The organism is Alistipes onderdonkii (assembly GCF_025145285.1).
Taxonomy (GTDB): Bacteria; Bacteroidota; Bacteroidia; order Bacteroidales; family Rikenellaceae; genus Alistipes; species Alistipes onderdonkii.
Genome location: NZ_CP102251.1, coordinates 1,235,386 through 1,248,569 on the forward strand (window position 1 = coordinate 1,235,386; position 13,184 = coordinate 1,248,569).

The following is a 13,184-nucleotide window of genomic DNA, read 5'->3' on the forward strand; positions in this document are numbered from 1 at the left end:
CTACTTCTCAATTGTTAAATAAGCACCTTTTGCACCCGGGATCGAACCTTTCACGAGGATAAGGTTGCTTTCGGGAATAACTTTCAAAACACGCAGGTTCAAAACCTTGACCTGCTCGCCACCCATCTGGCCGGGCAAACGCTTGCCCTTGAAGACACGCGAGGGATAGGACGACGCACCCAGCGAACCGGGTTTGCGCTGACGGTTGTGCTGGCCGTGGGTCTGGCCGCCCACGCCGCCGAAACCGTGGCGTTTCACAACGCCCTGGAAGCCTTTACCTTTCGATATCCCGGTCACGTCGACCCAGTCTTCCTCCGAGAAGAGGTCTACGGTGAGCGTGTCGCCGAGATTCACTTCGGGCATACCCTTGAATTCAGCCATCTTGCGCTTGGGGGTAGTGCCGGCTTTCTTGAAGTGACCTAACAAACTGCTGCTGGTGTGCTTTTCACTTTTCTCGTCATAGGCAATCTGTACCGCTTCGTAGGTATCCTTCTCCACGGTCTTGATTTGCGTAACAACGCACGGCCCAGCCTCAATGACAGTGCATGGTATATTCTTACCCTCGGCACTGTAAACGGAAGTCATTCCGATTTTCTTTCCAATAAGTCCTGACATTTGTTGTCGATTGTTTGTTATAAATAAAGTGATCTTTCGTGCTATACTAATATAGGTACAAGCCTTCCGTTATCACACTTTGATTTCGACCTCCACACCCGAGGGGAGTTCCAGCTTCATCAGTGCGTCGATCGTCTTGGGCGTCGACGAATAGATGTCGAGGATACGCTTGAAGGTGCAGAGCTGGAACTGCTCGCGGGCTTTCTTGTTGACGAAAGTCGAGCGGTTCACCGTGAAAATCTGCTTGCGCGTGGGAAGGGGCACCGGGCCGCTTACAACGGCGCCCGTGCTCTTCACGGTCTTCACAATCTTCTCGGCCGACTTGTCCACGAGATTGTGATCGAATGACTTTAACTTGATTCTAATCTTCTGGTTCATATGTTTGCTTATTCTATATCCTTACGTTTACCACTCGCTTTCTCGATGATCTCCTTAGCCAGGTTGGCAGGAACCTCCTCGAAGTGCGAGAACTCCATAGACGAGGTTGCACGGCCCGACGAGATCGTACGCAGTACGGTCACATAGCCGAACATCTCCGACAGGGGAACCTTGGCTTTCACCACGCGGGCGGTGCCTTTCGACTCCATGCCGGTGATCTGGCCGCGGCGCTTGTTCAGGTCGCCGATAATGTCGCCCATGTTCTCCTCGGGGGTCACGACCTCCACGGACATGATGGGCTCCATAATCACCGAGCCGGCCTTGGGGGCAGCGTTGCGATAACCGTTGCGGGCAGCGATTTCGAACGACAGCTGGTCGGAGTCCACGGGGTGGAACGAACCGTCGAGCAGCGTAATCTTCATCGAGTCCATCTTGTAACCGGCCAGCGCACCGTTGGTCATCGCCGAAGCAAAGCCCTTCTGCACCGCAGGGATGAACTCCTTGGGAATATTACCGCCCTTGACCTGGTCAACGAACGTAAGGCCCATCGCACCGTCGTCGGCAGGGCCGATCTCGAAGATGATGTCAGCGAACTTACCACGGCCACCGGTCTGCTTCTTGAACACCTCGCGGTGCTGAACCGTCTTGGTAAGCGACTCCTTGTAGTTGACCTGAGGGGCACCCTGGTTGATTTCGACACCGAACTCACGGCGCAGACGGTCGACGATGATGTCGAGGTGCAGCTCACCCATACCGCTGATGACGGTCTGGCCCGAATCCTCGTCGGTGTGAACCGTAAAGGTGGGGTCTTCCTCAGCCAGTTTCGACAGGGCGATGCCGAGCTTGTCCAGATCCTTCTGGGTCTTGGGCTCGACGGCCAGGCCGATCACCGGTTCGGGGAAGGTCATCTGCTCCAGAACGATCGGTGCGTTCTCGGCGCAGAGCGTGTCGCCCGTATGGATCTCCTTGAAACCTACGGCAGCGCAGATGTCGCCGGCCGATACGGTCTCCATGGGGTTCTGCTTGTTGGCGTGCATCTGGTAAATACGGCTGATACGCTCGCGCTTGCCGCTGCGGGAGTTGAGCACGTACGAACCTGCGTCGAGCTTACCCGAATAGATACGCACGAAGCACAGGCGGCCTACGAAGGGGTCGGTGGCGATCTTGAATGCGAGACCGCAGAACGGATCGTTCTCCGATGCATGGCGCACCTCTTCCTGCTCGGTCTTGGGGTTGATACCCGTCACGGCGGGCACATCCAGCGGCGAGGGCAGGAACGCAATGACATAGTCGAGCAGTTTCTGTACGCCTTTGTTGTGGAACGACGAACCGCAGAGCATCGGAACGACCTGCATCGAGATCGTAGCCTTGCGGATGGCTGCGAGCAGCTCCTCGGGGGTGATCGAATCGGGATCCTCGAAGAACTTCTCCATCAGCGCCTCGTCGGTCGAAGCGACCTCCTCGATGAGTTTCGCACGCCATTCGGCAGCCTCCTCGGCCATCGAGGCGGGAATCTCCTTCAGTTCGAAGTTATCGCGGACGGACTTGTCGTCGTAGTAATAGATCGCGTTATTATATATAAGGTCTACCAATCCTTCGAACTTGTCCTCGGCACCGATCGGCAGGACGACCGGAAGGGCCGTAGCACCGAAGTGCTCCTTGATCTGTGCGCAGACTGCCAGGAAATCGGCGCCCGTACGGTCCATCTTGTTGACGTAGCCGATACGGGGGACATTGTACTTGTCCGCCTGGCGCCATACGGTCTCCGACTGGGGCTCTACGCCGCCTACGGCACAGAACGTCGCAACGGCGCCGTCCAGCACGCGGAGCGAACGCTCCACCTCGACCGTAAAGTCGACGTGTCCCGGGGTGTCGATCAGGTTGATCTGGTACTGTTTGTCCTTATAGTTCCAGAATGCGGTGGTAGCGGCCGAGGTAATGGTGATACCGCGCTCCTGCTCCTGAACCATCCAGTCCATCGTAGCGCCGCCTTCGTGTACCTCACCGATCTTGTGGGTTTTACCCGTGTAAAAAAGGATACGCTCCGACGTGGTGGTCTTACCGGCATCGATGTGTGCCATGATACCGATATTGCGAGTGTAATGTAAATCTCTGGTTGCCATCTGTTCGGTCTCCTTATTAGAATCTAAAGTGTGCGAATGCCTTGTTGGCCTCGGCCATGCGGTGCATCTCCTCCTTGCGTTTGAAGGCGGCACCCTGCTGGTTGAAGGCATCCATTATCTCTGCTGAGAGCCTATCTGCCATCGTCTTTCCGGCGCGCTTGCGAGAATAGAGGACAAGGTTTTTCATGGAAATAGAAATCTTGCGCTCCGGACGAACCTCCATAGGAACCTGGAACGTCGCACCTCCGATACGCTTCGATTTCACTTCGACTTGGGGTGTGATGTTCTCCAGGGCCTGTTTCCAGATTTCCAGGGGAGATTTATCAGCATCCTTCATCTTCTTGCCCACCAGTTCCAACGCATCGTAGAAAATGGTGTAGGCAATACTCTTCTTACCGTCCAACATAAGGTTGTTGACGAAACGGGTCACAGCCACGTCGCCGAACTTGGGATCCGGAAGTAGAATTCGCTTTTTTGGCTTAGCTTTTCTCATTGTTTATTCGAAAATTGTCTAATTAATGTTTCTCGTGATTATTTACCTGCCTTGGGGCGTTTCGCACCGTATTTCGAACGGCGCTGGCGACGACCGTCGACACCTGCCGAGTCGAGCGCACCGCGCACGAGGTGGTAACGTACACCGGGGAGGTCTTTCACACGACCGCCGCGGACGAGCACGATGGAGTGCTCCTGCAAGTTGTGGCCTTCACCGGGGATGTAGGCGTTGACCTCCTTGCCGTTGGTCAATCTTACACGCGCAACCTTACGCATAGCCGAGTTAGGCTTCTTCGGGGTCGTAGTGTACACACGGGTACATACGCCTCGGCGCTGGGGACACGCTGCGAGTGCCGGGGACTTGCTCTTGTCCTCCATGCTCACTCGACCGTTTCTCACTAACTGTTGAATAGTTGGCATTTCTTAAACTGTCCTTTAATTGTTAAAAAATCTATCTCCATTGTCCAAAATGGACTGCAAAGGTACGCAATTTTTCGGAAATACAATATATATGCACATCTTTTTTCGCCTTTTTCCAGCATTTTAGCCGGCTTGCGATTCTTTTTGCTTATACAATTCACAAAACAATAAACATCGGTTATGCAAAATTCAACAACCGGTTTTCCATCAGCACGATAGCGGCTTCGCAGACAGCAGGGAAGAGCGGCACGGACTTTGCCCCGCATAGCGGATGCGGATCTCCGCGGCGGCCACCGCCCGTCCGGGGGCAGGACATGACAACCCGCGGCAATTCGTGCCGCGAAAAAACGACAAATACCATGAAATACCTATCACACAGCATTTTGCCGCTGCTGCTCGCGGCGACGCTCCTCGCCCCGTCGTGCAGTTCCGACGACGATGGCGGAACCCGGCCGACGCCCACGGGCTACGACATCTACACCGCAGGCTACAAAACACCGGGCGGGAAAGCCGTGGCGACGGTCTGGAAAAACGGCACGGAACTCTACACGCTCACCGACGGCACGAACGACGCCTGGGCGCGCTCGGTCTGCGTGGCCGACGGCACGGTCTACGTGGCAGGCTACGAACAACAACCCGACGGGGTCGTGGCGAAACTATGGGAGAACGGCACCCTGAAATACACCCTCGGAAGCGGCGGCGGCAACTCCTATGCCTATGCGGTCACCGCCGTCCGGGGCAGTGTCTATACGGCCGGCAGCGAAGAGGACGGCGGCGCCCTGACGGCCAAGGTCTGGAAGGACGGCACGGAGCTCTACGCCTATTCGGTGAGCCCCGCCACCTCGCAGGCCAAGGCCATCGCCGCCACGGGCAGCGACCTATTTGCCGCCGGCAGCCTGAGCAGCGGCACGTCGGAGCCGACCGCCCAAATCTGGAAAAACGACAAGGCGCACTTCACGCTCAGCGACGGCAAATCCGCTGCCGGGGCCAATGCGCTCTGCCACGACGGACGGGCCCTCTACGCCGCCGGCAGCGGCGGCAGCAAAGCCCTCGTATGGCGGGACGGCGACCTGCTCTACACGCTCACCGACGGCAGTTCCTACGCCGAAGCGACCGCCCTGTTCCGCACCGGAAACAGCCTGTACGCCGCAGGCTACTACATGGACGGGTTCAAGGAAGAGGGCGTGGTCTGGAAAAACGGGCAGGAATTGTTCGACCTCTCCGACGGACAGGCCAGCGGCTGCCAGCCCTATGCGATCGCCGTCTATGGCGGCGATATCTTCACGGCCGGCACCCTCTTCGGCACCACGCGCACGGCGGTCGTATGGCACGGGGAGGATATCCGTTACACGCTCACCGACGGCAGCGGCCACGGCGAAGCCTATTCGATGTACGTCGTACCGCGCTACGACTGACCGGCAACAGCGCCAAAACAGCGACGGGACACGGCCAAAACGGCTGCGTCCCGTTTTTTATGCCGCTGCGCAGCCAAAAAAGACGACAAAACAAGAAACTTTTGCTATTTTTGCAGGAAAATCCGAAACAAACCGTTACGAAGAGCTATGGAGTACAATTTCAAGGAGATCGAGCCCAAGTGGCAGCGCCGCTGGCAGGAAAATAAAACCTACAAGGTCGAGACCGACCCGTCGCGGCCCAAATTCTACGTGCTCGACATGTTCCCCTATCCGTCGGGCGCCGGCCTGCACGTGGGTCACCCGCTGGGCTATATCGCCTCGGACATCTACTCGCGCTACAAACGCCAGAAAGGGTTCAACGTCCTGCACCCGATGGGCTACGACGCTTTCGGCCTGCCCGCCGAGCAGTACGCCATCCAGACCGGCCAGCACCCGGCCGTGACCACCGAGCGGAACATCGCCCGCTACCGCGAGCAGCTCGACAAGATCGGATTCTCGTTCGACTGGGACCGCGAGGTGCGCACATGCGACCCCGCCTATTACAAATGGACGCAGTGGGCGTTCCTCAAGATGTTCGGCTCCTATTACTGCTATGACAAGCAGCAGGCGCGCCCGATCGAAGAGCTGACCGCGGCCTTCGAGCAGGGCGGCACCCAGGGGCTGAACGTGGCCTGCACGCAGGAACTGCATTTCACGGCCGAAGAATGGCGCGCCATGCCGGAGGAGGAGAAGGAACGGACGCTCCAGAACTACCGCCTCGCGTTCCGTGCCGACACGATGGTCAACTGGTGCCCGAAGCTGGGAACCGTGCTCGCCAACGACGAAGTGCACGACGGGCTTTCGGTACGCGGCGGCCATCCGGTCGAACAGAAACGGATGAAACAGTGGCTCCTGCGCGTGACGGCCTACGCCCAGCGCATGCTCGACGGGCTGGACAGGCTCGCCTGGAGCGACTCCCTGAAGGAGATCCAGCGCAACTGGATCGGCCGTTCGGAGGGGGCCCAGGTCTTCTTCGACATAAAGGATTCGGCGCGCAAACTCGAAATATTCACCACCCGCCCCGACACGATCTTCGGCGTGACGTTCATGGTCATCGCCCCCGAACACGAGTGGGTGGGCGAACTGACCACGCCCGACAACAAGGCGGCCGTCGAGGAGTACATCTGCCAGGCCAAGAAACGCTCCGAGCGTGAGCGCATCGCCGAGACCAAACGCGTAAGCGGCGTGGCGACAGGATCTTACGCCATCAATCCCTTCACCGGCAAGGCCATCCCGATCTACATCTCGGACTACGTGCTGGCCGGCTACGGGACGGGGGCCATCATGGCTGTCCCCGCCCACGACTCGCGCGACTACGCCTTCGCCCGCCATTTCGGGCTGGAGATCGTCCCGGTAGTCGAAGGCGGCGACATTTCACAGGAGTCGTACGACGCCAAATCGGGCAAAGTAATCAACTCGGATTTCCTCGACGGCAAGGATGTAAAGGAGGCGATCGGGATCATGTTCGACCAAATCGAGCGGCGCGGATTGGGCCGCAAACGCATCAACTACCGCCTGCGCGACGCCATCTTCTCGCGCCAGCGCTACTGGGGCGAGCCGTTCCCGATCTATTATAAGGGCGACGTGGCCTGCCCGCTCGCAGAGGACAAACTGCCGCTCGAGCTGCCTCCGATCGCCGACTTCGGCCCCACGGAGCAGGGCGAGCCGCCGCTGGCGCGCGCCGCGAATTGGGCGACGCCGAAGGGCTATCCCTACGAACTGTCGACCATGCCCGGATTCGCCGGGTCGTCGGCCTACTACCTGCGTTACATGGATCCGCACAACGACGAGGCGCTCGTCGGCCGTGAAGCCGACGAATACTGGCGCAACGTCGACCTCTACGTGGGCGGCATCGAGCACGCCACGGGACACCTCATGTACTCACGGTTCTGGAACATGTTCCTCTACGACCTGGGCGTCGTCTGCGAAGAGGAGCCGTTCCGCAAACTCGTCAACCAGGGCATGATCCAGGGGCGCTCGAATTTCGTATACCGTATCGTCGGCACCAACAAATTCGTGTCGCTCGGCCTGAAAGACCAATACCAGACCCAGGCGCTCTATGTCGACGTGAACATCGTCCGCAACGACATCCTCGACCTGGACGCCTTCCGCGCCTGGATGCCCGAATACAAGGACGCGGAATTCATCCTCGAAGACGGCAGGTACGTCTGCGGCTGGGCCATCGAGAAGATGTCCAAGTCGTTCTACAACGTCGTGAACCCCGACTACATCGTCGACAACTACGGCGCCGACACGCTGCGCATGTACGAAATGTTCCTCGGCCCGCTCGAACAGTCCAAACCCTGGGACACGAACGGCATCGACGGCGTCTACAAGTTCCTGCGCCGTTTCTGGCGCCTGTTCTACGACCGCGACGGCAAACTGGCGGTCACCGACGAAAAGGCGACCGAAAAGGAGCTCCGCACGCTGCACAAAACGATCAAGAAGGTCAGCGAGGACATCGAGAACTTCTCGTTCAACACCTCCGTCGCCGCCTTCATGATCTGCCTCAACGAATTGGGCGAATGCAACAAGCGCGAGGTGCTTGAGCCGCTGACCGTCCTGCTGGCACCCTTCGCTCCGCATATCGCCGAGGAACTGTGGGAAGCGCTGGGACACACGACCTCGGTCTGCACGGCAAGCTACCCCGCCTACGATGAGAAACACCTCGCGCAGAGCGCCTTCGAATACCCGGTTTCGGTCAACGGCAAACTCCGTTTCAAGAAGGAGTACGCCACGTCGATGACGCCCGCCCAGATCCAGGCCGACGTCGTGACGCAGCCCGAGGCGCAGAAATGGCTCGAAGGCAAGGCCCCGAAGAAAGTCATCGTCGTCCCGGGCAAGATCATCAACATCGTGATCTGACGCACCCCGGCGCAAGGCGCCACCGACGCCCCCGACACGGCGGATGCGGTCGAATCCGCGCCCGCATTCCCGGACAACCCGCCCCGCCCTGCGGGGACAAAAACGATAAGACCATGAGACGACCACACACACTGCTCGCCGCCCTCCTGCTCGCCGCAGGCACGGCGGCCGCACAGGACTACGGACAAGCTGCGACGCTGAAAATCTGGGACAACACGACGGCGCCCCACAGCAACGGCATCGCCACGCCCGAACGGGAACCCGAGCCGAACCGGATTGCCGACGTTTCGCAGGCCGTGCTCTACATCTTCCCGGCCGACCCCGCAAAAGCGACGGGGCAGGCCGTCGTGATCTGCCCGGGCGGGGGCTACGTGAAACTGTGCATAGACTACGAAGGTTACGACATGGCCAAGTGGTTCGCCGCCAACGGCATCACGGCCGCCGTACTCAAATACCGCATGCCCAACGGCCACCCCGAGGTGCCGCTGGAGGACGTCGAACAGGCGCTGCGCATCATGATGGGGCTCGAAGCGGGCGCCACCGGGTTCACGGCCGGCAAGGTCGGCATCGTGGGCAGCTCGGCAGGCGGGCACCTCGCGGCCTCGGCCTCGACGTTGGCCGAGACCAAGCCCGCCTTCTCGATCCTTTTCTACCCGGTCATCACGGCCGAAAAGGGCAAAGGGCACCAGGGGTCGTTCAACGCCCTGCTGGGCGGCAGCCGCAATGCGGAGAGCGACACGTGGTATTCGCTCCAGAACCGCGTGACGGCACAGACCCCGCCGACGCTGCTGCTGCTTTCGGACGACGACAAGGTCGTGCCGCCCGTCAACGGCATCCTCTATTACAACGCCCTCAAGGAGCACGGCGTAAAAGCCTCCATGCACATCTACCCCACCGGCGGACACGGCTGGGGCATCCGCGACCGCTTCAAATACAAGGAACAGTGGCAACAGGCAACGCTGGACTGGCTGAAAGAGCTGAACGATGATCGCAATACTGCTTCCGTGCTCCTGCGGCAGCCCGGCCTGCCCGGCTGCGTGGATGTCGGGATACGACCGGCCACAAGCCGCAAAAGCGCAGGGAGGGAACTCGCGGAAGCCGTAGTGCAGGCAGCCGTACAGGAGTTCGGCCAACAGGTGCGTTCCCGCCGGGAGTCGGATTGGCCTGCGGGGCAATAATCTCCCCACGGAGAGGCGCAGTCCCGTTTTTTCAGACCGCGCATTGCCGTTTGACGATTATTGCGTATCTTTGCCGACAAAATAAGGATTTATGGCAGACAACAGCATTTTGAGCCGTCTCGACGGCCTGAAACTCAAATACGAGGAGACGGGGCAGAAACTCACCGACCCCGAAGTCATCGCCGACGTCAAACAGTTCGTGCAGCTCAACAAGGAGTACAAGGAGCTGGAGCCGATCATCGAAACCTCGGAACGCTACCGCACGGCGCTGGCCAACCTGGCCGAAGCCAAGGACATCCTCTCCAACGACAAGGACGAGGAGATGCGCGAAATGGCTCGCGGCGAGATCACAGAACTGGAGCCGGCCATCGAGCAGATGGAAGAGCAGATCAAACTGCTGCTGATCCCCAAAGACCCGCAGGACTCGAAGAACGCCATCATGGAGATCCGCGGCGGCACGGGCGGCGACGAGGCGGCCATCTTCGCCGGCGACCTGCTGCGCATGTATACCAAATACATCGAGTCGAAGGGCTGGCGCTACGAAATGACATCGTTCTCGGACGGTGCTGCGGGAGGCTACAAGGAGGTCGTCCTCAAAGTCACGGGGCAGAACGTCTACGGCACGCTCAAATACGAATCGGGCGTACACCGCGTACAGCGCGTGCCACAGACCGAGACGCAGGGCCGCGTCCACACATCGGCCGCCTCGGTGGCCGTACTGCCCGAAGCCGAGGAATTCGACGTCGAGATCTCGATGAACGACATCCGCAAGGACATCTTCTGCGCCTCGGGGCCCGGCGGGCAGTCGGTCAACACGACCTATTCGGCCATCCGCCTGACGCACATCCCCACGGGCATCGTCGTACAGTGCCAGGATCAGAAATCACAGCTCAAGAACTTCGACAAGGCCTTCGAGGAACTGCGTACGCGCGTATTCAACCTCGAATACTCGAAATACCTCGACGAGATCGCCTCGAAGCGCAAGACGATGGTCTCGACGGGTGACCGCTCGGCCAAGATCCGCACCTACAACTATCCACAGGGACGCATCACCGACCACCGCATCAACTATACGATCTACAACCTCTCGGCCTTCATGGACGGTGACATTCAGGACGTGATCGACCACCTGATCGTGGCGGAGAACGCCGAGCGCCTGAAGGAAAGCGAGTTGTAAAACTGCCCCCATGGGAGCCCCCATCCCCGCATGCGTACTGCCCCCGGGCCGGCAGCATCGGGGCAACCCCGGCCTTCCATGGCCAACGGGGCTTGGACGGGGAACCTGTCGCAAACCGCTATCGACCGAAAACCATTGCAAACCGACAAACTGACAGGCCGGGCATTCGACGACGAGGTATATGCCGTCGTGGCGCAAATCCCCGCCGGGAAGATCGTTTCCTACAAGCAGATCGCCCGGCTGATCGGCATGCCCGACCACGCCCGCCGCGTAGGCCGCGCCATGGCCTCCGCCCCGGCAGGGCTCCCCTGCCACCGCGTGGTCAACAGCGCCGGGCGCACCGCCCCCGGCTGGCCCCGGCAGCGGGAGCTGCTCGAAAAGGAAGGCGTCCGCTTCAAGGCCAACGGCTGCGCCGACATCGCCCGCTTCATGTGGGAGGAAATCCTGTAAACCGCACGGCACCCATATCCGGCACAGCCGGGGAGAGCACCGGGAGCCCCGCCGGGAAGGGCATTCGCCCCACCCCGCCGGACACGATCGCCCGGCAGGCCGCGGCAACATATCGCCGGAAAAAATTTGGCATTCCGCACCAAAACCGTTATCTTCGCATCATCCCGCATACGCTCCGGACATACTGCGGCGGGCAATATTCCCCGCCGGGGATGCGTTTATCGGGAAAAAGCACCGCATGAAAAGATACATCCTGATCCTATCCGCCCTCTTCGCCGCGACACTCTCCGCCGTGGCGCAGCGTCCCCTGTATATCGTCAACGGCGTCGAAACCGAAGAGATCGAATCGATCCCGCCCGACGACATCGAAAATATCGAATCCCTGCCGGCCGACGAGGAAACCATCGCCCGATACGGGGAGAAAGCCGCCAACGGGGTAATACTCATCTCGCTCCGCTACGACAAACCCGCTATCTTCGAGGCCGGCACGACCTTCGACGAGTACATCGCCGGGCAGGTCAAATGGGACGACGACGAACCGGCAGCCCGCATCATACTGCGCTACACCGTAACTCCCGAAGGCAAGGCCGTCCTGGCGCAGGAACTCGAATCGACGGACAACCGCCTCAAGCGGCGCGTGCTGAAGGCACTCTCCGAAGCCCCGCACTGGCACCCGGCGCAGAAAAACGGCGTCGCCGTCGCAAGCGAAGGGGTGCTGCACATCCAGCTCCCCAAGGGCAAGCGGATGCCCCGTCCCGTAGAACTGGTTTGGCGCTGACCCATGCTGCCGCACGCCCATATCACCCTGTCGGAATTACAACGGCTCGTGAAGGAGACCCTCCACGAGCGTTTTGCCTTGCCCGTCTGGGTGAGCGCCGAGATCTCCGAGGTCAAAGTCAACTATTCGGGGCACTGCTACCTGGAACTCGTCGAGAAAGGAGGCGATAACGGCGTGCCGCTGGCACAGTCGCGCGCCGTGATCTGGCGCACGGCCTATTCCCGCATTGCGGGTTATTTCGAAGCAGAAACCGGGCAGCGGCTCGCCGCAGGGATCAAGATCCTGGCCAAAGTCGCCGTCAACTACCACGAACTCTACGGATTCTCGCTCCAGATCACCGACATCGACCCTGCCTACACGCTGGGCGACATGCAGCGGCAGCGGCAGCAGACCATCGACTGCCTGCGCAAGGAGGGCGTGTGGGACATGAACCGCGAGGTCGGGATGCCCGCCGTCGTACAGCGCATAGCCATCGTTTCGAGCGCCAATGCCGCCGGCTACCAAGATTTCTGCAAGGAGATCGGCAAAAGCCCCTACCGGTTCCGTCTCACGCTCTTCGATGCGTTCATGCAGGGTGCGGCGGCCGAGGAGTCGATCGTTGCGGCGCTGTGCGCCGTGGCCGACCGCATGGAGGAGTTCGACGCCGTGGTCATCATCCGCGGCGGCGGTTCGGCCAGCGACCTCAACTGCTTCAATGCCTACCGGCTCTGCACCCACGTGGCGCAGTTCCCGCTGCCGGTGCTGACGGGTATCGGCCATGACAAGGATACGAGCGTGGCGGACATGGTGGCGCATACGGCGCTCAAAACCCCGACGGCGGTGGCCGGGTGGCTGGTGGAGCGGATGGACACGATCGACGCATGGCTCGACAACGCCGCCCTGCAACTGCGCGACAACGTACTGGTCACCTCGCGGGCACAGGAACTGCGGCTTCAGGAGCTGTCCAGCCACCTGCTCTTCCATGCCAAGGGGCTGCTCAGACAACGGGGGATGGCCCTGGAGCAGATGCGCGAAACCCTCGCGGCCAGTGCCGGGAATTTCCTCGCACGCCAGGCGTCCCGGCTCGGCAATGCGGCCGAACTGGTCGCCGGACGCTCCCCGGAGCGTATCCTGCGGCTGGGCTTCGCCATCGTCCGCACGGACGGCAAAGCCGTTTTCTCCGCCGCACAAGTCGGAAAAGGCGACACGCTCGACATCGAGGTCGCCGACGGCCGCATCGAGGGCACCGTTCAATACACCGAAACGAAATGACCC

The 13,184-nt window shown here is 60.3% G+C and carries 11 protein-coding genes and 1 pseudogene; 7 read left to right on the forward strand and 5 right to left on the reverse strand.

Features of this window, described 5'->3' with window-relative positions:
- From rplC to rpsL, 5 genes are all read right to left on the reverse strand, one after another.
- Window positions 1-615, reverse strand: coding sequence for a 50S ribosomal protein L3 (rplC, locus tag NQ559_RS05265; RefSeq protein WP_022332118.1), 615 nt, complete (start codon window positions 613-615; stop codon window positions 1-3).
- A 72-nt stretch (window positions 616-687) separates the two neighbouring features.
- Complete coding sequence (gene rpsJ, locus NQ559_RS05270; protein WP_018696470.1) at window positions 688-993, reverse strand: 30S ribosomal protein S10; 306 nt, start codon at window positions 991-993, stop codon at window positions 688-690.
- Window positions 994-1,001: 8 nt separating this feature from the next.
- Window positions 1,002-3,116 (reverse strand): elongation factor G, encoded by a 2,115-nt coding sequence (fusA, locus tag NQ559_RS05275; protein WP_026318483.1) that lies wholly within the window; start codon window positions 3,114-3,116, stop codon window positions 1,002-1,004.
- Window positions 3,117-3,132: 16 nt separating this feature from the next.
- Window positions 3,133-3,609 carry a 30S ribosomal protein S7 gene (gene rpsG / locus NQ559_RS05280; RefSeq protein ID WP_018696472.1) on the reverse strand — a complete coding sequence of 159 codons (477 nt, stop codon included), beginning with the start codon at window positions 3,607-3,609 and terminating at the stop codon, window positions 3,133-3,135.
- Between the two features lie 38 nt (window positions 3,610-3,647).
- Window positions 3,648-4,028 (reverse strand): 30S ribosomal protein S12, encoded by a 381-nt coding sequence (rpsL, locus tag NQ559_RS05285; protein WP_026318484.1) that lies wholly within the window; start codon window positions 4,026-4,028, stop codon window positions 3,648-3,650.
- Window positions 4,029-4,387: 359 nt separating this feature from the next.
- Here rpsL and NQ559_RS05290 point away from each other — a divergent pair, with 359 nt between their 5' ends.
- The 7 genes and pseudogenes from NQ559_RS05290 (at window position 4,388) to xseA (ending at window position 13,181) form a co-directional block, all read left to right on the forward strand.
- Complete coding sequence (locus tag NQ559_RS05290; RefSeq protein ID WP_018696474.1) at window positions 4,388-5,443, forward strand: hypothetical protein; 1,056 nt, start codon at window positions 4,388-4,390, stop codon at window positions 5,441-5,443.
- A 147-nt stretch (window positions 5,444-5,590) separates the two neighbouring features.
- The gene (gene leuS, locus NQ559_RS05295; protein ID WP_018696475.1) at window positions 5,591-8,347 is read left to right on the forward strand and encodes a leucine--tRNA ligase; all 2,757 of its coding nucleotides are present in this window, start codon (window positions 5,591-5,593) and stop codon (window positions 8,345-8,347) included.
- A gap of 113 nt (window positions 8,348-8,460) precedes the next feature.
- Window positions 8,461-9,330, forward strand: a pseudogene (locus tag NQ559_RS05300) (alpha/beta hydrolase); the annotation flags it as partial.
- Between the two features lie 286 nt (window positions 9,331-9,616).
- Window positions 9,617-10,702: a peptide chain release factor 1 gene (gene prfA, locus NQ559_RS05305; RefSeq protein WP_018696477.1), complete on the forward strand. Its 1,086-nt coding sequence runs from the start codon at window positions 9,617-9,619 to the stop codon at window positions 10,700-10,702.
- Window positions 10,703-10,780: 78 nt separating this feature from the next.
- The gene (locus NQ559_RS05310; protein ID WP_081918663.1) at window positions 10,781-11,152 is read left to right on the forward strand and encodes an MGMT family protein; all 372 of its coding nucleotides are present in this window, start codon (window positions 10,781-10,783) and stop codon (window positions 11,150-11,152) included.
- 238 nt (window positions 11,153-11,390) lie between these two features.
- Window positions 11,391-11,930 (forward strand): TonB-dependent receptor plug domain-containing protein, encoded by a 540-nt coding sequence (locus NQ559_RS05315; protein ID WP_018696479.1) that lies wholly within the window; start codon window positions 11,391-11,393, stop codon window positions 11,928-11,930.
- A gap of 3 nt (window positions 11,931-11,933) precedes the next feature.
- Window positions 11,934-13,181, forward strand: coding sequence for an exodeoxyribonuclease VII large subunit (gene xseA, locus NQ559_RS05320; RefSeq protein ID WP_018696480.1), 1,248 nt, complete (start codon window positions 11,934-11,936; stop codon window positions 13,179-13,181).
- Window positions 13,182-13,184: the final 3 nt, after the last annotated feature.

Bases quoted from the DNA above. Each gene is read 5' to 3' on its own strand.
- rplC (WP_022332118.1), bottom strand. From the start codon at position 615: ATGTCAGGACTTATTGGAAAGAAAATCGGAATGACTTCCGTTTACAGT.
- rpsJ (WP_018696470.1), bottom strand. From the start codon at position 993: ATGAACCAGAAGATTAGAATCAAGTTAAAGTCATTCGATCACAATCTC.
- rpsG (WP_018696472.1), bottom strand. From the start codon at position 3,609: ATGAGAAAAGCTAAGCCAAAAAAGCGAATTCTACTTCCGGATCCCAAG.
- NQ559_RS05315 (WP_018696479.1), top strand. From the start codon at position 11,391: ATGAAAAGATACATCCTGATCCTATCCGCCCTCTTCGCCGCGACACTC.
- leuS (WP_018696475.1), top strand. From the start codon at position 5,591: ATGGAGTACAATTTCAAGGAGATCGAGCCCAAGTGGCAGCGCCGCTGG.
- NQ559_RS05290 (WP_018696474.1), top strand. From the start codon at position 4,388: ATGAAATACCTATCACACAGCATTTTGCCGCTGCTGCTCGCGGCGACG.
- NQ559_RS05310 (WP_081918663.1), top strand. From the start codon at position 10,781: ATGGCCAACGGGGCTTGGACGGGGAACCTGTCGCAAACCGCTATCGAC.
- rpsL (WP_026318484.1), bottom strand. From the start codon at position 4,028: ATGCCAACTATTCAACAGTTAGTGAGAAACGGTCGAGTGAGCATGGAG.
- prfA (WP_018696477.1), top strand. From the start codon at position 9,617: ATGGCAGACAACAGCATTTTGAGCCGTCTCGACGGCCTGAAACTCAAA.
- xseA (WP_018696480.1), top strand. From the start codon at position 11,934: ATGCTGCCGCACGCCCATATCACCCTGTCGGAATTACAACGGCTCGTG.
- fusA (WP_026318483.1), bottom strand. From the start codon at position 3,116: ATGGCAACCAGAGATTTACATTACACTCGCAATATCGGTATCATGGCA.